This window comes from Pantoea sp. 9140, from assembly GCF_000745295.1.
Lineage (GTDB): Bacteria > Pseudomonadota > Gammaproteobacteria > Enterobacterales > Enterobacteriaceae > Pantoea > Pantoea vagans.
On record NZ_JQNO01000001.1, the window covers coordinates 4,139,980 to 4,160,390 of the forward strand.

Here is a 20,411-nt window from a genome sequence, read left to right on the forward strand (position 1 = left end):
TTAGCTGCACTCACCGTGCCTTGCCGACACGGCCAGAATAAACGTGTCATTATGGCACAAAAAATAGACTGAATATATATCCAGTACTCTCGGGCCTGGAAGCGGAGAGGGATTAAAACTGGAACCCCGCTCGAAAGTGGGAAACAGTCCGCAGGACGTGTTAGAATTGATAGATTAGACTGTATGCATTAACTCATCGGGAGACAGCAACATGGCCAGTCGTGGCGTTAACAAAGTGATTCTTGTCGGGAATCTGGGTCAGGATCCGGAAGTACGTTACATGCCAAATGGTGGCGCGGTTGCCAACATTACGCTGGCTACGTCGGAAAGCTGGCGCGACAAGCAGACCGGTGAAAACAAAGAGATCACTGAATGGCACCGTGTGGTGCTGTTTGGCAAACTGGCTGAAGTCGCAGGCGAATACCTGAAAAAAGGATCGCAGGTTTACATCGAAGGTCAGCTGCGTACCCGTAAATGGCAGGATCAGGGCGGCCAGGAACGTTACACCACCGAAGTCGTGGTCAACGTTGGCGGCACCATGCAGATGCTGGGTGGCCGTCAGCAGGGCGGCAACGCGGGTGCACCAGCAGGTGGTGGCGCGCAGGGCGGTGGCAACAACAATGGCTGGGGTCAGCCGCAGCAGCCGCAGGGCAACAACAACCAGTTCAGTGGCGGCGCGCAGTCCCGTCCGCAGCAGCAGCCACAGAGCGCACCGGCCAGCAACAACAACGAACCTCCAATGGATTTCGACGACGACATTCCATTCTGATTCCGCTGGACAGACAGTGCAAAAAAGCCCGCTTATGCGGGCTTTTTTATGCGCGGCTTTTGCGGGCGGTTACGACCATTCCGCCACAATCTCATCGGTACTCAGCACGCGCGGCACGTGGCCGGGAATCGACAATGAGGACCAGACCTCATTGTGCTGGTTTATCAACGCTTCAGCGCTGACCCAGCGACGATCGGCGGTGGTATGCGCATCAGCAGCCACGGTAATGGCATAGCCCGCACTGGCACCCACTTTTATGGTGGTATCCAGACAGTAGTCAGTGGCACAACCGCACGCCACAAACCCTTCCACCGCCAGCTTCTTTAACAGTGCGGCCAGCTCTGTCTGCCAGAAGCTGTCGCAGGCGGTTTTTGTGACGTAATGCGCGCCAGCAGGCTGAACCAGTTCCGGCAGCAGATTAAAAGCCTCATTCCCCTCGCACATCGCGCCTTCGCGGTGCTGGATAAAAATGGTGATGTCGGCGCGTTCAGTCAGCCGGTTAATCTGCGCCACCCGACCCGCCTGGTCGAAGCGTGGCGAGCTGAAGACCCCATTCTGCATATCGATAACCACTGCCACACGCTGTGCCATGCTTGACCCCATCCGTCTGAAAAAAACAGTGTTACCTGTGGTATTGCAGATAGCAATCTTTTGCATTTCAGACCCGGTCACAGGCATGCTTAGCAGACTGGTTAAATAAGGAGAGAGAAGTGGACGGTGTTCCGGCAAGTTTCCCCTGTGAGAAAGATCGCGCCCGGTTCCGGCAACTCGCAGAGCTGCCCGGTGTGGAACTCTATCAGGCCCACATCTCCCGCTACGCCTTTGAACCCCATACCCACGAAGCCTTTGGGATCGGCACCATTGAAGCGGGCGCGCAGCGCTTTCGCTATCGCGGCACCGAATATACTGCGCCGGAGAACTCACTGGTCATGATGAACCCGGATGAGCTGCACACGGGTGAGTCAGCGTGCGAAGAGGGCTGGCGCTATCAGATGATCTACATTCAGCCGCAGCTGATGGATGAACTGACCGGCGACCGCGGCTGGTGGTTTAACGAGGCGCTGCTGACCGATCCGCGCGTGGCGCAGCCGCTCTCCCGCCTGCTTGCCGCACTCTGGCAGGCAGAGTCTGAACTGGCGCGCCAGAGCCTGATTGCTGAGCTGCTGCTGCAAATCCGTCCGCTGGCGCGTATGTCTTCACAGAGCAGACCCGATGCCCGGCATCGTTTTGATCAGGTCAGAGATTTTCTGCGCGCAAACCTCGCAGAACCGGTGCGGCTGGAGGAGCTGGCGGCGCTGGCTTCACTGTCGCCGTGGCACTTCTTACGTGCCTTTCGCCAGCACTATCACGTTACGCCGCATCAGATGCTGATGGCTTTCCGGCTCTATGACGCCAAGCAAAGGCTGGCACAGGGTGAAGCGGCCGCCAGCGTCGCGGCGGCGGTGGGATTGACCGATCAGGCTCATCTCACCCGCGCCTTTGCTCACCGTTATGGCATTACGCCGGGCCGCTATCAAAAGCAGGTCCGCCAGCCCTGATACCACCGCAATCTGCTACAAGCATTTCCCGCCCGAACCCGCCACACTCTGCCAAAAGTCTGTATAAGGAAGAAATCATGTTTGCGGGAATTATGTTTGCCGTCACTGCCGGACTGATGTGGGGGCTAATCTTTGTCGGGCCGCTGCTGGTGCCGGACTATCCTGGCGCGCTGCAATCGGCGGGACGTTATGTGGCGTTTGGGCTGATTGCGCTACCGCTGGCCTGGCACAGCCGTCGTCGTCTGCGTCAGCTGTCACGCGCTGACTGGCTTGAGGCCGTAAAGCTCTCGCTGGTGGGAAACCTCTTTTACTATGCGTTTCTGGCTAACGCCATTCAGCGAACCGGCGGGCCGGTCTCCACCATGATTATTGGCACGCTGCCGGTGGTGATCGCCGTCACGGCTAATCTCTGTTATGGCCATCTTGAAGGACGATTGCCGTGGCGGCGGTTGTTCCCGGCACTGGTCATGATGGCGGCTGGCTTGCTTTGCGTGAACGCGGCGGAGCTGCAGAGTCAGGGTGCTACGCTGGATCTCAGTCGTTATCTGACCGGTATCGTGCTGGCACTATTGGCGGTAGTCTGCTGGACCTGGTATCCGCTGCGTAATGCCCGCTGGCTGCGTACGCATCCCGAACTGCGCCCCTCAACCTGGGCTACCGCGCAGGGGCTGGTGACGCTGCCGATGGCACTGATCCTGTACGCGCTGGTCAGCGTTCAGCTCGCCTGGCAGCAGCCCGATTTTTCGCTGCCGTTCGGGCCGCGACCCATGGTATTCATCGCATTGATGCTGACGATTGGCCTGCTCTGTTCCTGGCTGGGTACCTTATGCTGGAATGCTGCCAGCCAGCGTCTGCCTACCGTACTGATGGGGCCGCTGATCGTTTTCGAGATACTCTTTGGCCTGTTATGGACTTTTCTCTGGTATCAACGCTGGCCGCCGCAGCTCACTCTGATGGGCATTGTTTGTCTGATGGCGGGTGTGATCTGGGCAATGCGCATCAAACCCCAACCCCAGGTCGTCGCGATTAAAGAGTAAACCGTAAAGCTCACCTGAATGCCTTTACCGCGCGGACAAGACGCCGCGCGGCTTTTTAAGATTAAACCCTATCCTGATTTGCTCGCTCTCCGGCAGATTTATACCGCGAAATCGATTTCATGGTTCCGCACTGTTGTCCGGTATCCCCCGATAACCCCCTTCATCCTCCCTTTGTCAGTAAAAAAACGGCCCTTTCTGGCGGCTGAAAGTGGCCTGTTCCAGCGCTGGCAACCGTTCACCGGTCAGATATCGGTCATTAATCAGGAAAAATAGCGCAGCATTATGGACGTTACGCTTTTATCCACTGCTGTTTATTGCGTTATGGACCTGAGAAAAGGGGACTAAAAACCACCATTAACTTCACTCAGTGATAAATGAGTAAGAGAATTCCGCCGCTGCGTTAATAATTAAAGATTAATCTCTGGCATCAATGATGCGCAATGAAGAGAGTCAAAAGATAGACCCATAACGTTAGTGATAAGGAGTAATAAACTATTTAACCCGGATTAATCCTGGAGCAAGTTAATGCAATAAACCCATCATCGGGAATTAAAGCGAAACCGCAAAATTTCAGGCAGGTCCACCATTAACTCAAATTTGCGGTGATTAATGTTTGTTCGATGTTTAAAGCGGCTTAATGATATTGAGACGATTTAGTTCCGACGATTAGCAGGACTAAACTAAAAAAGGGAAGGCCCAATCCCGCGTAAACGAGATTGGGAGGGGAAGATAAGGCGTGGAATGCGAGACTTTTGCTGTTGTGAATCAATTTTACCGCAAAAAAAGAAGCTTAGCCGTGAAGCCATTCATTAGTTATAAATGGAGCGGAAAAGGGTGCCGCAATTGTCCTGTTAAATGATCTTCATCTCTTCTGGTAAGAACAAATCTCAGCGTTAAGTCTAAAAAGCGCGGTAGCATTAGGTTTAGCGATTCTCCGTGCCTGACGGATAGTGGTATACGCTGCGGCTGATATCTAATAAGCGGCAGCTGCGGCGGGTGCCAATGTCGAAGGTGGTCTGCAGGAAATCCACAGCCTGTCGTTTTTCATTAGTAGTAAAGAAGTGCTTCAGAACGCTCTGCAGCATCTCTTTGTCCGAGTTGAGCGTCTGCAGTTCACGTGTGACATTCTGCAGTTTTTCTTCCAGCTCCTTGATTTTTCTGCCTTCTTCCGAAGACAACCCAGAAAACTTCTTTTTCCAGCTATAGAACGTGGCTTCAGAGATGCCTAACTCTTCACAAATCTCTCTGACTTTCACGCCCGATTCAGAAGCTTTAATGGCATTTGTGATTTGATCTTCGCTGTATCGTGACTTTCTCATAAATGCTCTTACCTTTCTTATCGATTAATGGATGAGAATGACTTTAATAATTTCTGGCACTGTAAGATTTTATTAAGGCAGTATTAAAGTGCGCGAATTGAATTGCGAAGCCTAAATTAAGATATTTAGAAGAAATATCATCATGGGATAAATCTTATTTTATTCTTATCCGGGGGGCGTGCCTTCCTGGAGGCGGGTTTTTGTTATAAATTCATCGCATCCAAAATACGAAAAAATTCTACGTACACTGGATATTTAGCTTCGCCGACTTGATTAATATGCCGGTATAGCTCTTTAAGGTTGTTTTATTTTCAGCCTGAAATCGTTTCCATCAGAAGTGATTCGCGCCATTTATAATAAGAATTATCCTGAATTCACTCTCCGGATCATGATTTACATCTCAATTTTCGGACCAGTTTGGTCTGAAGTCATACATTTTCGCCAGGCCCACTGAGCGCTTATTAATTCGTTACAGGGATGTTGTACCGAAGCGGTTGTAGTTGAGTAATACTAAGGAAGAGTCGATGAAATTGAGCGTAATGTCTAATGCCGCCTGGATGATGTCTGAGAAGATCATCTCCGTTTTTGGCGTCATTTTTGTGACGTCTTACGTGGCTAAATCCTTTGGTCCAACGGTGTTTGGCCAGATGGCGTTTTCTACTTCACTATTTGCCATGGTGCAAACCGTCGCAATCTTTGGCACCGAAACCATTCTGTTTAAGCGCGTCAGCAAAAATGCGTCGAAAGGCCTGCGCCTGATGACCATCGCCCGTACGCTGCGCATGGTGCTATTGCTGGTCACGTCGGTGCCAGTCTTAATTTGGGTCTGGTACAACATGCAGGAAAACTTCCTGGCGTTTGCACTGGCCTCATTTGTTGCCTCGGTTTTTGTCACCCAGGACACCTTCAGCGTTTATAACAACGCACGTCTTGCTTCGCGTCTTAACACCATCGCTAACGCTGTGGGCATGCTGCTGAGTTTCGGCATCAGCTTTACCGTCGCCTGGCTGCGTCTTAATCCGCTCTGGCTGACGCTGTCGATTGTTGCCGTGACGTTGGTGCCTTACCTGATCAAGCGTCACAACTTCTATCAGGACCATCAGGATCAGATGCCGCCGCGCGAAAAGCGCACCGCCTATCTGCGCTATCTGATGTATGCCGGTCTGCCGCTGGCGATCTCCAGCATCTTTATCTCGGTGCAGGTTAAAGCGGCGCAGATGTTTCTGGCAGGCACGGCGCCTGCGCGCGACCTCGGTCTGTTTGCGGCGGCAAATACCATTTCCGCCTCCTGGATTTTTATCCCGGTTGCGCTGATCACCTCCTGCTTCACTGAAATCTTCAGGGAGCGCGGCGAGGTGGCTATTAAGCTGGCTGCCCGGCTCAATGGCTACGTTATGGCAGTTTCATTGCTGATGCTGCTGGTCATTTCGCTTTACGGCGAGCAGATCATCATCGCGTTGTACGGACCGGAATACACACAGTCAGGAAGTCTCATTACGTTGCTGTCGATAGCGACCAGCTTTTCGGCAATGGGGACCGTAGCGTATCGCTACATGGTCAAAGAGGGAGGATTTAACTACTTGCTGAGGAAAATCATCTGCCTGATGGTCATCAGTCTGCCGCTCTCCTGGTGGTTGATCCAGGGTCACGGCATCATGGGGGCCGCGTGGAGCGTTTTCCTTTCAGAACTTTTGTCCCTGACCGTAATGAATTACTTCTTTAAAAACGGCGTCATTCAAAAGATTCAGGTTTCCTCACTCAACTACAAAACATACAAATGAGGTCAGATATGCTCAAGTTGAAAGAAGAACTCAGAAAAAGTGTGCAGTACTTTATCAAGAAGATGCCCTGGGCTTATCAGGACCGCATCTACTACTTCCATAAGTTCAGAAAGCTGCCCAATCTGCGTCAGCCAAAAGTGTTCAACGAGAAGGTGTTGTACCGTAAGTTTATCTTCGGCGATTACCAGAACTACGGTCGTCTGTCAGATAAGTACTCGGTGCGCGAATTCATTGCTGAAAAAATCGGTAATGAATACCTGATCCCGCTGGTACACGAAACCACTGACCCGACCACGCTGAACAGCCTGCCTTGCTGGAAGGGAACGGTGATCAAGCCGAACCACGCTTCCAACATGGTAGAAATTCTGCTGGAAGAGCCGGACGCGTTGCGCAAGCAGCAGATCATTCATGACTGCTATCGCTGGCTGAAGACCGACTTCGCCAACGAAGCGCGTGAGATTCACTATCGCTACATCAAGCCACGCATCCTGGTTGAGAAGTACATTGGTGATGGCAAAAGCGCGCCGATCGATTACAAGTTTCATATGTTCAACAAGCGTGATGGCCGGTTCGAATATGTGCTGCAGGTGATCTACAACCGCTGTCAGCCGCTGCTGTCGATGAATTTCTACGTGAATAACCTCAATGAGGCCTATCACAAGATTCGCGATACCGGTCTGGATGTTTCACCGATTATGCCGTCACTGGAACATGCGCTCGAACTGAGCAAAAAGCTGGCCAGTGATTTCGACTACGTGCGTGTGGACTGGTATATCCATGACGAGCACATCTACTTTGGCGAACTGACCTTCACCCCAGGTGCAGGGCTGGTTACCGGATTGGATCGTGGTTTAAACCAGATGATGGGAGATATGTGGATTCAGGACCGCCGCGGAACGCAGAGCCCGGGCGTTACAGTGCAGGATGTTAATATCCCTGCCATGTTGAAGAAAATTTAAGTTCACACAGCAATATAAAAAACCCCGCTAAGCGGGGTTTTTTATGCGTAAAAATCAGGGCATCGGCCAGTCAGCAGGCGCCTGGCTCATCGCATCAATAAAGGCGTGCTTTGAGATTTCCACGAAGTTGTGCACGTTTTCCATGCTCAGGGTAATGCCCATCAGACCGGTAACAAACCAGCAGGTCATGCCTAAACCAATCCCGCCACACATAAAGGCCATCACGTGACGGCTGTCCTGACGAAGTTTGGTTTTCAGGGTGCTGGCAAAAAACATCATGATTGCGCTCAGCAGTTCCCAACGCATAACAAGAAAACTGGCGGTTAACGTAGCCATCGGCCGGACCTCAATATCAGTAAGTATTCCTGACAATCTGCGGACATCACCGGCGACAAAAAAGTGTGTCAGGTAGGACTTTTTTGCCGTCAACCCAGGTTCAAAGTGTGACTTGGGTCACATTATATCACCCGATTTTAAATTTTGAACAAAATTTGACTCTTGTATGGTAGTGACGTGTGGAAAAAGTGAGCAGCAGAAGAAGAACGGCGGGGGAAATCAGGCAGATGCGCCCGGAGCGGGCGCAGCAAAGAATTAACGGACCGGGCAGCACTCGCCGGTGGTGCGCTGGGTAAAGCTGGTAATGCCGTCATTACAGCCAAAACTCAGCAGGCGAGGGCGCTGAATCGCCTGGCGGCGCATGGTGTGGCGGTAAGCGGTCGGGGTCTGTGAAAACTGACGACGAAACACCCTGGAGAAGGTCTGCTGCGAGTCATAGCCATATTGCATCGCGATATCAAACACCGGACGCTGTGTCTGCGATAGCGCTTCTGCGGCCAGCGTCAGGCGGCGCTCACGAATATAGCCACCCAGCGTCTGTTTCGTCACGGAACGGAACATACGCTGCAGGTGCCATTTCGAATAGCCTGATTTTGCCGCAACCTCATCAATCGACAGGCTCTTATCGAGGTTCTGGTCAATCCAGTCCGTCAGGGAATGAATGATCTCTTCTTGCATCATGGCCTCATCCTTCTGGTGCTTAATAAGGGGTAATGGGAGTTTAGGGGTTTCAATGGAGAAGGAGTATAATTCCTCAAGTTAACTTGAGGTAAAGGGTCTGATGAAAAAAGAACGCAACTATCCAAAACCGGTTTTAACACCCGGTGAAGTGGCGCGCCGCAGCGGTGTGGCGGTCTCGGCGCTGCACTTTTATGAAACCAAAGGCCTCATTTTCAGCACCCGTAACAGCGGTAATCAGCGCCGTTACAGCCGCGACGTGCTGCGACGCGTGGCGATCATCAAGATTGCGCAGCGCATTGGCATCCCGCTGGCGACGGTCAGCGACAGTCTTGACCACATTCCGCCCGATAAGCGCATGTCGACGACGGAATGGGATGCGCTGACCCGGCACTGGCGCGAAGAGCTGGATAAGCGCATTGAAACCCTGACTCGCCTGCGCAATGACCTGGATGGCTGTATCGGCTGCGGCTGCCTGTCGATGCGCGACTGTCCGCTGCGCAATCCTGGCGACCGGCTGGGTCAGCAGGGCTCGGGTGCAGTGCTGCTTGACCCGGAACAGGATGATAAACATCCGCCTGTGGAGTGATGTCTATACTTGGTGAAGGTCAACACACAGGGAATCATGATGATCACCGTTCACCATCTTGAAAAATCGCGCTCGCATCGGGTGCTGTGGCTGCTGGAAGAGCTGGAAGTGCCGTACCAGATTAAACACTATCAACGCGAACCCACCATGCTGGCCCCGGAGGCACTAAAAAAAGTGCATTCACTGGGAAAATCGCCGATCATTACTGACGGAAACCAGGTGGTAGCTGAATCGGGTGCTATTCTCGAATACCTTGAAGAGAAATATGATCGCGAATTCCGGCTGAAAGTGAGTGATGAGGCGTCACGGTTACAGTGCCGCTACTGGCTGCACTATGCTGAAGGCTCACTGATGCCGCTGCTGGTAATGAAGCTGATCTTCGGGCAGATGGGCAAAGCGCCGGTGCCGTGGCTGCTGCGTCCGGTCGGCGCGGCATTTGGCAAAGGGGTGCAGAAGGCTTTCCTGGATAAACAGCTTAAGCCGCACAGGCAGATGATCGAACAGCATCTGGCGACGCATCCCTGGTTTGCCGGTGAGCGTTTCACCATTGCGGATATCCAGATGAGCTTTCCGCTGCTGGCACTGGCGCGCCGTGCCGGACTCGATCAGATGCCCGCCACCGGGAAATGGTTGCAGACGGTGCAGCAGCGCGCCGCCTGGCAACGCGCGATTGCGCAGGGCGGCGAGCTTTCGCTGCCAGGTTAATCGTCTCTCTCCACCGGCGCGTGCTGTACGATCACCGCTGCGCCGGTGTAAATCCTCTCTTTATATGACATTAAGTTTATGGCCTCAGCGTTTCAGACTGGCTTCCGCCGGGTGTCGGCCAGCCTGTTACGCCCAATCTTTATGCCAAAGAATCTCCCTCTTAGAGTTGAAAACGTGGCGCTAAACGCCGGATAATCGCATGCCTTTTTATCTGGCCGCTTTTGACGGCTAATTATCTGCGGCAAGGTAAACGTTTGCCTGGCGGGTTAATCCCGACAGTGACGTCGTTTACCCGCTTATTCCAGGGACAGCGATGGTCGCAGAGCGATCCACACAACAAAAATTTTTGAGGCTCAACTATGTCAACTGAATCACGCCCGGCCAGTGGAAAACTGGACGCCTGGTTCTCGATCTCGGCGCGCGGCAGCAGCGTTCGTCAGGAAATTCTGGCCGGACTCACCACCTTCCTGGCGATGGTTTACTCCGTCATCGTGGTACCGGGGATGCTGGGCAAAGCCGGTTTCTCCCCCTCCGCCGTGTTTGTCGCCACCTGTCTGGTCGCCAGCTTTGGTTCCATCCTTATGGGACTGTGGGCCAACCTGCCGATGGCGATTGGCTGTGCCATCTCCTTAACCGCCTTTACCGCTTTCAGTCTGGTGCTGGGTCAGCATATCAGCGTGCCGGTGGCGCTGGGCGCAGTGTTCCTGATGGGCCTGCTGTTTACGCTGATCTCCGTGACCGGCATTCGTGCCTGGATTTTGCGTAACCTGCCGATGGGCGTGGCGCACGGCACCGGCGTCGGGATTGGCCTGTTTTTGCTGCTCATCGCCGCTGATGGCGTGGGTCTGGTGGTAAAAAACCCGGCTCCGGGCCTGCCGGTAGCGCTGGGTCACTTCACCACTTTCCCGGTGATGATGACGCTGCTGGGACTGGCCGCGATTATCGGACTGGAGAAGCGCCGGGTACCGGGCGGCATCCTGCTGACCATTATCGCTATTTCGCTGCTCGGCCTGATCTTTGACCCGTCGGTGACCTGGCAGGGACTGTTTGCCCTGCCGAGCCTGCGTGACGCCAGCGGTCAGTCGCTGCTGTTCAGCCTCGACATCATGGGCGCGATGCAGCCTGTGGTGCTGCCCAGCGTGCTGGCACTGGTAATGACGGCTGTTTTTGACGCCACCGGCACCATCCGCGCGGTCGCAGGGCAGGCTAACCTGCTGGATAAACAGGGCCAGATTATCAATGGCGGTCGTGCGCTGACCAGCGACTCCGTCAGCAGCCTGTTCGCAGGTCTGGTAGGCGCGTCACCGGCTGCGGTTTACATCGAATCGGCGGCAGGAACGGCGGCGGGCGGTAAGACCGGCCTCACCGCGATTGTGGTGGGCCTGCTGTTCCTCGCCATCCTGTTTATGTCGCCGCTGGCTTATCTGGTTCCCGCTTACGCGACTGCGCCTGCACTCATGTATGTCGGTCTGTTGATGCTCAGTAACGTGGCGAAAGTCGACTTCGGTGATTTTGTCGATGCGATGTCGGGCCTGCTAACGGCGGTGATCATCGTGCTTACCTGCAACATAGTGACCGGCATCATGATCGGTTTCGCCAGCCTGGTAGTGGGGCGTCTGTTCGCCGGTGAATGGCGTAAGCTCAACGTCGGCACCGTGATCATTGCCGTCGTGCTGGTGGCGTTTTACGCCGGTGGCTGGGCGATCTGACTGTATAACCGGGCGTGCGACTGCGCGCCCGGAATTTTTCACTTTTTTCCCGCCCGGCGCACGCGTAGCTGACAACCTTCACCGCCGTTTGTTTTACACTTTAGCGCTTAACCAATGATTGAAAGAAACGACGCCTAAGGAAAGCATGGAAATCTTTTTTACTATTCTCATCATGACGCTGGTCGTGTCGCTCTCTGGCGTCGCGGCCCGCATTCTCCCTTTTCAGATCCCGTTGCCGCTGGTGCAGATCGCCGTAGGTGCGATGCTGGCCTGGCCCACGTTTGGTCTGCATGTCGACTTTGATCCGGAGCTGTTTCTGGTGCTGTTCATCCCGCCGCTGCTGTTCGCAGATGGCTGGAAAACGCCGATCAGTGAGTTCCTGCATCATGGTCGCGAGATCATCGGCTTAGCACTGGCGCTGGTGCTGATTACCGTGATCGGTATCGGCTATCTGATCTACTGGATGGTGCCAGGTATCCCGCTGATCCCCGCGTTTGCGCTGGCGGCGGTGCTGTCGCCGACCGATGCCGTGGCGCTCTCCGGCATTGTCGGTGAAGGCCGCATTCCCAAGAAGATTATGTCGATCGTGCAGGGTGAAGCCCTGATGAACGATGCATCGGGCCTGGTATCACTGAAGTTTGCCGTGGCCGTGGCCATGGGCACCATGGTATTTACCTGGGGCGGTGCCAGCGTTGAGTTTATGAAAGTCGCCATTGGCGGCCTTATTGCCGGTGTGGCCATCTGCTGGCTGTACGGGAAATCACTGCGCCTGTTCAGCCGCTGGAGCGGGGATGACCCGGCGACCCAGACCGTGCTGCTGCTGCTGCTGCCGTTCGCTTCTTACCTGATTGCCGAACATCTGGGTGTCTCAGGCATCCTGGCGGCCGTGGCTGCCGGTATGACTATTACCCGTTCCGGTATTATTCGTCAGGCACCGCTGGCGATGCGCCTGCGTGCTAACAGCGTCTGGCAGATGCTGGAATTCATCTTCAACGGCATGGTCTTCCTGATGCTGGGCCTGCAGCTGCCGGACATTCTGCAGACCTCTATCGACCAGGCGCAGGCCGACACCAACGTCGAGCTGTGGATGTTGTTCGCCGATATCGGGCTGGTCTATGCCGCGCTGATGCTGGTGCGTTTTGGCTGGCTGTGGATCATGCAGCGTCTGAGCAAACGCCTGTTGAAGAAGAAGCCGCTGGAGTTCGCGAACTACTCGCTGCGTGAGCTGCTGATCGCCACGTTTGCCGGGGTGCGCGGGGCGATTACCCTGGCGGGTGTGCTGTCGATTCCACTGTATCTCACCACGGGTGATCCCTTCCCGGCGCGCTATGAGCTGGTGTTTATCGCCACCGGCGTGATTCTGGTCTCATTGCTGGTAGGGGTCGTGATCCTGCCGATTCTGCTGCGCGGCATTGATAGCATCGATAAAGGTGCCCATCGCCGTGAGCTGCAGAATGCCCGTGCGGTGATGGCGGGTGCCGCCATTGAAAGCCTGCATAAGATGGAAGATCGGCTGGAGAATGAGTCGGAAGAGAACATCGATCCGGAACTGCTGAAAGAGGTCAGTCTGCGCGTGATTGGCAACTTACGCCGTCGCGCTGAAGGGAAGAATGATCTTGAGCATGCGCTTTACGCTGAGAACCTTGAGCGTCGCTTCCGCCTGACCGGGCTGCGTGCCGAACGCGCAGAGGTCTATCATCTGCGCGCCACCCAGCAGATCTCCAATGAGACGATGCAGACGTTACTGCACGACCTGGATCTGCTGGAAGCACTGCTGATCGAAAAAGAAGAGTAAGCCCTGACCTGCACGCCTGCACATTCATGCAGGCGTGCCAGCTTTTCATACCGACAGGCGCGGCGGTTCATCCGGCCAGTGCTCGCGACAACAGTTGATCCACGCCTGCGCACTGCGCGACAGATAACTCCCTTCCCGCCAGATCAATCCCAGACTCCACTTCAGTTCCGACTCCAGCGGCAGCCACAATAATGACTGCTTATCCAGACGCTGACAGATCGGCTCCGGCAGAATCGCCAGCCCCATCTCCGCCTGCACCATTGCCGCCAGAAAATCCCACTGACCGCTGCGCACCGCCACCGTTGGCGTCAGGTTAAGCCGCTGAAACGCCTGCATCAGCTGGCGATTCAGCGAGAATTCCTCATTGAAAATAAGTAAGGGATGCTCTGCCAGCTCTGCCAGTCCTATCTGCTGGCGGCTGAGCCACTCCGGGCGGCGCGGCAACAGCACGCAGAGCGGATGATGCATCAGGGGCAGCGTGTTCAGCGGCAGCTCAGGGTCAACCGGCAACGCAGTCAGGGCAATATCCAGACTGCCCGCCAGCACCGCCTGCTGTACGGTCAGGCCGCCGAACTCTGAAATTTTCAGCTTCACACCGGGATAGCGACGGCGAAAGGCGGAAATCGATCCCGCTATCTGCATACCCACCATCGGCGGAATACCGAGCCGCAGCTCGCCGGTTTTGAGCTGGTTGATGTCACCAATCTCCGCCTCCAGCTGATGAAACTCCTGCAGGATCGCCAGGCCGCGCTGATAAACTGCCTGGCCGCTGTCGGTAAGGTGCAGACGACGGCCATCTCGCAGGATCAGCGTGCAGCCCAGCTCCTCCTCCAGCTGACGCAGCATTTTGCTGATGGTCGGCTGGGTGACAAACAGCTTTTGCGCCGCACGGGTAAAGCTCTGCTGGCGGACCACTTCAGTAAAGTAACGCAGGGCGCGGACATCCATAACTATTCCTTTAAGGCATGATTGCGATAATTTTAATTCATTTTTTTCACCTTGTGCTGGCGTTTTATACTGGTGACATCAATTTAATCGGGGAGACAAGGTGATGGCGTCAGCACTCACTTTACGCAGCAACCGCGCCATGCAGTGGATCAGCCTGCCGCTGCAGCTGGGTTTCTATATCGGCCTGTTTGTCGCCTGTGACCGGCTGGTGAGCTGGCTACATCTGCCGCTGCCCGCCAACATTGTCGGGATGCTATTGCTGCTGGCGTTAATCGTGACGCGGGTTGTGCCGCTGAACTGGGTAAAAGCCGGATCGCGCTGGCTACTGGCCGAGATGCTGCTGTTCTTTATTCCGGCGGTGGTGGCGGTGGTAAATTATGGCGATCTGCTGCGGGTCGATGGCTGGCGCATCTGCGTGGTGATCGGCGTCAGCACGCTGCTGGTGCTGGCCTCCACCGCCTGGGTGGTGGATCGGCTTTATCACTATGAAGTCGCGCGCGCCGCGCGTAAGCAGGATCCTCATGCGTGATTTTCTGCTCAGCCTGCTGTGTGTGGCGGTTACGCTGCTGGTGTATGCGCTGAATAAACGGCTTTACCGCCGCTGGCGGACGCTGCTGTTAATGCCGCTGGTGATGACGCCGCTGGTGCTGGTGGCACTGCTGCTGCTGACCCACATCAGCTGGCAGGATTACATTGCAGAAAACCACTGGCTGCTCTGGCTGCTGGGCCCGGCGACGCTGGCGTTTGCGGTGCCGGTCTATGAGAACGTGGAGATTATAAAACGCCACTGGCTGTCACTGAGCGCGGGTGTTCTGACCGCCACGCTGGTCGCCGTCTGCAGTTCGGTCTGGCTGGCGCGGCTGCTGACGCTGCCGGAGTCGATCCAGCGCAGTCTGGCGGTGCGATCCATTACTACGCCGTTTGCGCTGGCCGCAGCCGGACCGATTGGCGGTCAGCCCGATCTAGTGGCGCTGTTTGTGGTCATTACCGGCGTGTTTGGCATGGCGGTGGGTGACGTGCTGTTTCTGCGCATCGCGATTAAGCAGGGGGTGGCGAAAGGGGCCGGGTTTGGGGCTGCGTCACACGGTGCCGGCACAGCTCGCGCTTATCAGCTTGGGCAGCAGGAGGGCGTCGTCGCCAGCCTGGTCATGATGCTCTCGGGCGTCGTGACCGTGATACTGGCTCCGGTGATTGGACACCTGATGTGGACAATATAGTCTACACTGCGTTGCGCAGGGACAGCTGTAATTCTGAACGCGACACGTATTTTTACGTAAAGTTTCCCGGATTTTGTTGTCTCCCCGTTTCAGGCTGTTAACCTTGCGGCCCAATTAATTGTCCTTCACGGAGTGGAATCATGTTTAAGCAACTTGTTACCGGGAGCGCCCTCGGGCTGGTTTTACTGAGTGGTGCCGCTCAGGCGATTGAAGGGAGTGTTGATGTCAGCGAACACAACACCAACCTGAATCTGGGTCTGGGCACCACTACCCCCGGTCTGTTTCTGAAAGGTAACTGGCTGCGTAGCGACCATGACGGCAGCACCTACGGTGCTGGTCTGGGCTACAACGTTGACTTCGGGCCGCTGCGTCTGGCGCCGACCGCAAAAGCGATCTTCACCCATCCTGAAGATGGAAAAGATGGGTTTGCGGTGGCGGTGGGTGGTGCAGCGCACTACAGCCTGAACAGCATGTGGGGCCTGTATGGCGAATATTATTATGCGCCAGAGTCGTTCACCGATCAGCTCGACAGCTATCAGGAAGCCGCTGGCGGCCTGAGCTTCACGCCGGTTTCACTGCTTAACCTGCGTGTGGGTTATCAGTACATCGAACTGAACAACAAAGATGGACGCAAAGATAACGTGCTGGTCGATGGCCCGTACGTGGGTGCATCACTGCGCTTCTGATTCTGCTGCGTGAAAGAAAAGGGCGACTACCCAGGTAGCCGCCCTTTTTTATTGTCCGATCGTCAGGAATGAAAATGGCGATCAGTGCGCTTTGCCCTGTTCAATGCCGGTACCGGTCTGCGAACGAATAAATTGTGCGCGGAAGCGTGAACGCTCCTCTGCGCCCTGCTGCGAATGGTCGGTAATCGAGAAGAGCCAGATACTGACAAAGGCCACCACCATCGAGAACAACGCCGGATACTCATACGGGAAAATCGGCGTGGCGTTGCCCAGCACCTGTACCCACACGGTCGGGCCGAGGATCATCAGGATAACCGCGGTCAGCAGACCGAGCCAGCCGCCCACCATCGCGCCACGCGTAGTGAGTTTTGACCAGTACATCGAGAGCAGGATGATCGGGAAGTTACAGCTGGCCGCAATCGAGAAGGCCAGCCCGACCATAAAAGCGATATTCTGCTTCTCAAACAGTATTCCCAGCGCAATCGCCACCACGCCCAGCGCCAGCACGGTAATTTTGGAAACCCGCAGCTCATCTTTCTCGCTCGCCTTGCCTTTACGATAGACGCTGGCGTAGAGGTCATGCGACACCGCTGACGCACCCGCCAGGGTTAAGCCTGCGACTACCGCCAGAATCGTGGCGAAGGCCACCGCAGAGATAAAGCCCAGGAAGGTGCTGCCGCCGACCGCGTTAGCCAGATGCACTGCCGCCATATTGGTGCCACCAATCAGCGCGCCGCTTGCATCTTTGAAGGCCGGGTTCGCACCCACCAGCAGAATCGCTCCGAAGCCGATAATAAAGGTCAGGAAGTAGAAGTAGCCCATAAAGCCGGTGGCCCAGAAGACGCTTTTGCGCGCCTCTTTGGCATCCGCGACGGTGAAGAAGCGCATCAGAATATGCGGCAATCCGGCCGTACCAAACATCAACCCCAGCCCCAGCGACAGCGCCGAGATAGGATCTTTGACCAGCCCGCCAGGCTGCATGATCGCGATGCCTTTGGGATGGACCGCCATCGCCTCGGTGAACAGTGTGTTAAAGCTGAAGTTGGCCGCTTTCATCACCATTATGGCCATAAAGGAGGCACCAAACAGCAGCAGCACCGCTTTGATGATCTGCACCCAGGTGGTCGCCAGCATGCCGCCAAACAGCACATACATCACCATCAGAATGCCGACCAGAACCACCGCCACATGATAGTTAAGACCAAACAGCAGCTGGATCAGTTTACCGGCTCCCACCATCTGGGCGATCAGGTAGAGCGCCACCACCACCAGCGAACCGCAGGCTGACAGCGTACGGATCGGCATCTGCTTCAGACGATAGGAGGCGACATCGGCAAAGGTATAGCGACCCAGGTTGCGCAGCCGCTCGGCAATTAAAAACAGAATCATCGGCCAGCCGACCAGGAAGCCGAGCGAGTAGATCAGCCCGTCATAGCCGGAGGTGTAAACCAGCGCCGAAATGCCCAGGAACGAGGCCGCTGACATGAAGTCACCCGCCATCGCCAGGCCATTCTGGAAGCCGGTGATATTGCCGCCTGCGGTGTAGTAGTCGTTACGCGAACGGGTTCGCTTTGACGCCCAGTAAGTAATCCCCAGGGTGGCACCGACGAAAATCGTAAACATGATAATCGCCTGATAGTTAGTCGCCTGGCGCTGCACCGCACCGGTGATCGCATCGGCGGCCAGCGCTGAAAACGGCAACATTAAGGCCAGCAGCCATAAGGTGAGACGGGTCATGATTTCACCTCGCTGAGAATCGCTTTGGTTAAACGGTCAAACTCACCGTTGGCGCGCCAGACATAGACGCCGGTCAGCACAAACGACATCACAATCAGCCCGACACCAATCGGGATACCGCGCGTGACGTTGGTACCGGCATGCAGCGGCGTGCCGAGCCAGCCGGGGGCAAATGCAATCAGCAGGATAAAGCCGACATAGAGCACCAGCATGATCAGCGACAGCAGCGTCGCGAACGCCTGGCGCTTACGGACTAACTCATGAAAACGGGGATTACGTTCAATCTGCTGATTGATTGCATCCTGATTCGAAAGGGCGTCATTCATCACATTTTCTCCAGAGGGCTTGCAGGCGAGAACCTCACGACAGGGCGCGGATTCAGCTGGTTATAATTTTTGTGACTAGCGAAACAGACTGCGTAGGGCGGGTGTGGCGGGAAGCGATCTTCCCGCCGGACAGCGTGCGCTTAAGGCATTTTGATCGACTGTTTCTCCTCAAGCAGTTTTTCGACAACGCCAGGATCGGCGAGGGTAGAAGTGTCACCCAGGTTACTGGTATCGCCGGTGGCAATTTTGCGCAGAATACGGCGCATGATTTTGCCGGAGCGGGTTTTCGGCAGTGAGTCGGTCCAGTGCAGTACATCCGGCGTGGCGAGCGGGCCAATCTCTTTGCGGACCCACTGACGCACTTCGGTGTACAGCTCTGGCGACGGCTCTTCGCCGTGATTCAGCGTGATATAGGCGTAAATCGCCTGACCTTTAATGCTGTGCGGAATCCGACCACGGCCGCTTCGGCAATTTTAGGATGCGACACCAGCGCCGATTCAATCTCGGCAGTGCCAAGACGGTGACCGGAGACGTTGAGCACGTCGTCGACACGTCCGGTGATCCAATAGTAGCCATCTTCATCGCGACGGGCACCGTCACCACTGAAGTAGACGTTTTTAAAGGTGGAGAAGTAGGTCTGCTCGAAACGGTCATGATCGCCAAAGAGGGTGCGCGCCTGTCCTGGCCAGGACTCGGTGATCACCAGATTGCCTTCACAGGCACCTTCCTGGGGCTGACCTTCGTTATCCACCAGCGCCGGTTGTACGCCAAAGAAGGGTCGGGTGGCGGAACCTGCTTTCAGTTCGGTCGCACCCGGCAATGGCGTGATCATGAAGCCCCCGGTTTCGGTCTGCCACCAGGTATCCACTATCGGACAGCGGCTGTTGCCGATTTTTTTGTAGTACCACTCCCAGGCTTCCGGGTTAATGGGCTCACCGACCGATCCCATAATGCGCAGGCTGCTGCGATCGGTACCTTCAATGGCCTTGTCTCCTTCGGCCATCAGTGCACGGATGGCGGTGGGTGCGGTGTAGAGCAGGGTGACTTTATGTTTATCGACCACTTCCGCCATACGGCTCGGCGTTGGCCAGTTCGGCACCCCTTCAAACATCAGCGTGGTGGCACCGCACGCCAGCGGGCCATAAATCAGATAGCTGTGTCCTGTTACCCAGCCGACATCGGCGGTACACCAGTAAATGTCATCCTGATGATAATCAAAGACGAACTTAAAGGTGGTGGCGGCATAAACCAGATAACCGCCGGTGGTATGCAGCACGCCTTTGGGTTTGCCGGTAGAGCCAGAGGTATAAAGGATAAACAGCGGATCTTCCGCGCCAACTTCGGCTGCAGAGTGGTTGGTGCTGGCGTCCCGCATCAGGTCATGCCACCACCGATCTCGGCCTTCAACCCAGCCTACATCTTTGCCGGTGCGCTGGAACACCACCACGTTTTTCACGCTGGTGACATTCGGATTTTTTAACGCGTCATCGACATTTTTCTTCAGCGGAATACTGCGACCGGCGCGGATCCTTCATCGGCGGTAATCACCAGCGAGGCGCTGGAGTCGACGATGCGGCCAGCGACCGCTTCCGGTGAAAAGCCGCCAAAGATCACGGAGTGAACGGCACCGATACGCGCACAGGCCAGCATCGCCACCGCCGCTTCCGGCACCATCGGCATGTAGATCGCCACCACGTCGCCTTTTTTCACTTCCAGTAACTCCAGCACATTGGCGAAGCGACAGACTTCAGCATGCAGCTGGCGGAAGGTCAGGGTTTTGCTTTCGCTGGCGTCGTCGCCTTCCCAGATAATCGCCGGGTGATCGCCGCGCGTCGCTAAATGACGGTCAAGGCAGTTTGCCGCCAGGTTGAGCGTGCCATCTTCGTACCAGCGAATGTTAATGTTACCTGGCGCAAACGAGCAATTTTTCACCTTGCTGTAAGGTTTAATCCAGTCAAGGATTTTGCCCTGTTCGCCCCAGAAACTGTCTGGATCGTCGACAGATTGCTGATACATCGCCTGGTACTGTTCAGCCGTAATCAGGGTGTTTGCTGCAATGTTCTCTGGAACGGGATGTTTATGTATTTGGCTCATGGCGGATCTCCTTGAAGATGTTAATGATATGTCAATCAATGGTTAATTGAAGCCTGCGCCATAGCTTTGTTTCTTTTTTGCGCCACAGATCACGAGATAAACCTCTTCGGGAGAAGCGTGAAGCCGTTCTGATATTTCTGGTTAACTCTCTGGCGGCGAGGGGAATTAAGAAGCGGTGTCATCCGGGA

At 55.3% G+C, this 20,411-nt stretch carries 19 protein-coding genes and 1 pseudogene; 12 read left to right on the forward strand and 8 right to left on the reverse strand.

Annotated elements, in window-relative coordinates:
• Positions 1-211: 211 nt before the first annotated feature.
• Complete coding sequence (gene ssb1 / locus FA92_RS19165; RefSeq protein ID WP_033734905.1) at positions 212-769, forward strand: single-stranded DNA-binding protein SSB1; 558 nt, start codon at positions 212-214, stop codon at positions 767-769.
• 69 nt (positions 770-838) lie between these two features.
• Here ssb1 and FA92_RS19170 read toward each other — a convergent pair whose 3' ends face one another.
• Positions 839-1,360, reverse strand: coding sequence for an isochorismatase family protein (locus FA92_RS19170; protein ID WP_033784473.1), 522 nt, complete (start codon positions 1,358-1,360; stop codon positions 839-841).
• A 119-nt stretch (positions 1,361-1,479) separates the two neighbouring features.
• On the opposite strand from FA92_RS19170, the gene FA92_RS19175 reads away from it, so the two are divergent.
• Positions 1,480-2,307, forward strand: coding sequence for an AraC family transcriptional regulator (locus FA92_RS19175; protein WP_033734909.1), 828 nt, complete (start codon positions 1,480-1,482; stop codon positions 2,305-2,307).
• Between the two features lie 77 nt (positions 2,308-2,384).
• Positions 2,385-3,344, forward strand: coding sequence for a DMT family transporter (locus FA92_RS19180; protein WP_013359792.1), 960 nt, complete (start codon positions 2,385-2,387; stop codon positions 3,342-3,344).
• Between the two features lie 923 nt (positions 3,345-4,267).
• Here FA92_RS19180 and FA92_RS19185 read toward each other — a convergent pair.
• Positions 4,268-4,663 carry a transposase gene (locus tag FA92_RS19185; protein WP_013359793.1) on the reverse strand — a complete coding sequence of 132 codons (396 nt, stop codon included), beginning with the start codon at positions 4,661-4,663 and terminating at the stop codon, positions 4,268-4,270.
• Positions 4,664-5,187: 524 nt separating this feature from the next.
• Here FA92_RS19185 and FA92_RS19190 point away from each other — a divergent pair.
• Both FA92_RS19190 and FA92_RS19195 read left to right on the forward strand, forming a co-directional pair.
• Entirely contained in the window at positions 5,188-6,444 is a 1,257-nt protein-coding gene (locus tag FA92_RS19190; RefSeq protein WP_013359794.1) for an oligosaccharide flippase family protein, read from the forward strand.
• An 8-nt stretch (positions 6,445-6,452) separates the two neighbouring features.
• Complete coding sequence (locus FA92_RS19195; protein WP_013359795.1) at positions 6,453-7,403, forward strand: ATP-grasp fold amidoligase family protein; 951 nt, start codon at positions 6,453-6,455, stop codon at positions 7,401-7,403.
• A 54-nt stretch (positions 7,404-7,457) separates the two neighbouring features.
• On the opposite strand, the gene FA92_RS19200 is transcribed toward FA92_RS19195, so the two are convergent.
• Entirely contained in the window at positions 7,458-7,739 is a 282-nt protein-coding gene (locus FA92_RS19200) for a YjcB family protein (RefSeq protein WP_013359796.1), read from the reverse strand.
• A gap of 255 nt (positions 7,740-7,994) precedes the next feature.
• Complete coding sequence (gene soxS / locus FA92_RS19205; protein ID WP_013359797.1) at positions 7,995-8,420, reverse strand: superoxide response transcriptional regulator SoxS; 426 nt, start codon at positions 8,418-8,420, stop codon at positions 7,995-7,997.
• A 100-nt stretch (positions 8,421-8,520) separates the two neighbouring features.
• Here soxS and soxR point away from each other — a divergent pair, with 100 nt between their 5' ends.
• The 4 genes from soxR to FA92_RS19225 all read left to right on the forward strand — a co-directional run bounded on the left by soxR (position 8,521) and on the right by FA92_RS19225 (position 13,215).
• Positions 8,521-9,006, forward strand: a complete 486-nt coding sequence (gene soxR, locus FA92_RS19210) for a redox-sensitive transcriptional activator SoxR (RefSeq protein ID WP_013359798.1) — start codon at positions 8,521-8,523, stop codon at positions 9,004-9,006.
• A gap of 39 nt (positions 9,007-9,045) precedes the next feature.
• Complete coding sequence (locus FA92_RS19215; RefSeq protein WP_033784474.1) at positions 9,046-9,711, forward strand: glutathione S-transferase; 666 nt, start codon at positions 9,046-9,048, stop codon at positions 9,709-9,711.
• 359 nt (positions 9,712-10,070) lie between these two features.
• Positions 10,071-11,420: an NCS2 family permease gene (locus tag FA92_RS19220; protein ID WP_033784475.1), complete on the forward strand. Its 1,350-nt coding sequence runs from the start codon at positions 10,071-10,073 to the stop codon at positions 11,418-11,420.
• A 145-nt stretch (positions 11,421-11,565) separates the two neighbouring features.
• Positions 11,566-13,215, forward strand: coding sequence for a Na+/H+ antiporter (locus FA92_RS19225; RefSeq protein ID WP_013359801.1), 1,650 nt, complete (start codon positions 11,566-11,568; stop codon positions 13,213-13,215).
• Positions 13,216-13,260: 45 nt separating this feature from the next.
• On the opposite strand, the gene FA92_RS19230 is transcribed toward FA92_RS19225, so the two are convergent.
• The gene (locus tag FA92_RS19230) at positions 13,261-14,163 is read right to left on the reverse strand and encodes a LysR family transcriptional regulator (protein WP_033784476.1); all 903 of its coding nucleotides are present in this window, start codon (positions 14,161-14,163) and stop codon (positions 13,261-13,263) included.
• 103 nt (positions 14,164-14,266) lie between these two features.
• Between FA92_RS19230 and FA92_RS19235 the strand changes: the two genes are divergently transcribed.
• The 3 genes from FA92_RS19235 to FA92_RS19245 all read left to right on the forward strand — a co-directional run bounded on the left by FA92_RS19235 (position 14,267) and on the right by FA92_RS19245 (position 16,066).
• The gene (locus FA92_RS19235) at positions 14,267-14,692 is read left to right on the forward strand and encodes a CidA/LrgA family protein (RefSeq protein WP_013359803.1); all 426 of its coding nucleotides are present in this window, start codon (positions 14,267-14,269) and stop codon (positions 14,690-14,692) included.
• A complete protein-coding gene (locus FA92_RS19240) occupies positions 14,685-15,380 on the forward strand; it encodes an LrgB family protein (RefSeq protein ID WP_013359804.1) in 696 nt (231 codons plus the stop codon). The genes FA92_RS19235 and FA92_RS19240 overlap by 8 nt, the downstream gene beginning before the upstream one ends.
• Before the next feature lie 140 nt (positions 15,381-15,520).
• On the forward strand, positions 15,521-16,066 hold the full coding sequence (locus FA92_RS19245; RefSeq protein WP_013359805.1) for a YfaZ family outer membrane protein: 546 nt from the start codon (positions 15,521-15,523) through the stop codon (positions 16,064-16,066).
• A gap of 81 nt (positions 16,067-16,147) precedes the next feature.
• On the opposite strand, the gene FA92_RS19250 is transcribed toward FA92_RS19245, so the two are convergent.
• From FA92_RS19250 to acs, 3 genes and pseudogenes are all read right to left on the reverse strand, one after another.
• Complete coding sequence (locus FA92_RS19250) at positions 16,148-17,803, reverse strand: cation acetate symporter (RefSeq protein ID WP_013359806.1); 1,656 nt, start codon at positions 17,801-17,803, stop codon at positions 16,148-16,150.
• Positions 17,800-18,129, reverse strand: a complete 330-nt coding sequence (locus tag FA92_RS19255) for a DUF485 domain-containing protein (RefSeq protein WP_013359807.1) — start codon at positions 18,127-18,129, stop codon at positions 17,800-17,802. The genes FA92_RS19250 and FA92_RS19255 overlap by 4 nt, the downstream gene beginning before the upstream one ends.
• A gap of 140 nt (positions 18,130-18,269) precedes the next feature.
• Positions 18,270-20,223, reverse strand: a pseudogene (gene acs / locus FA92_RS23505) (acetate--CoA ligase).
• Between the last annotated feature and the right edge of the window lie 188 nt (positions 20,224-20,411).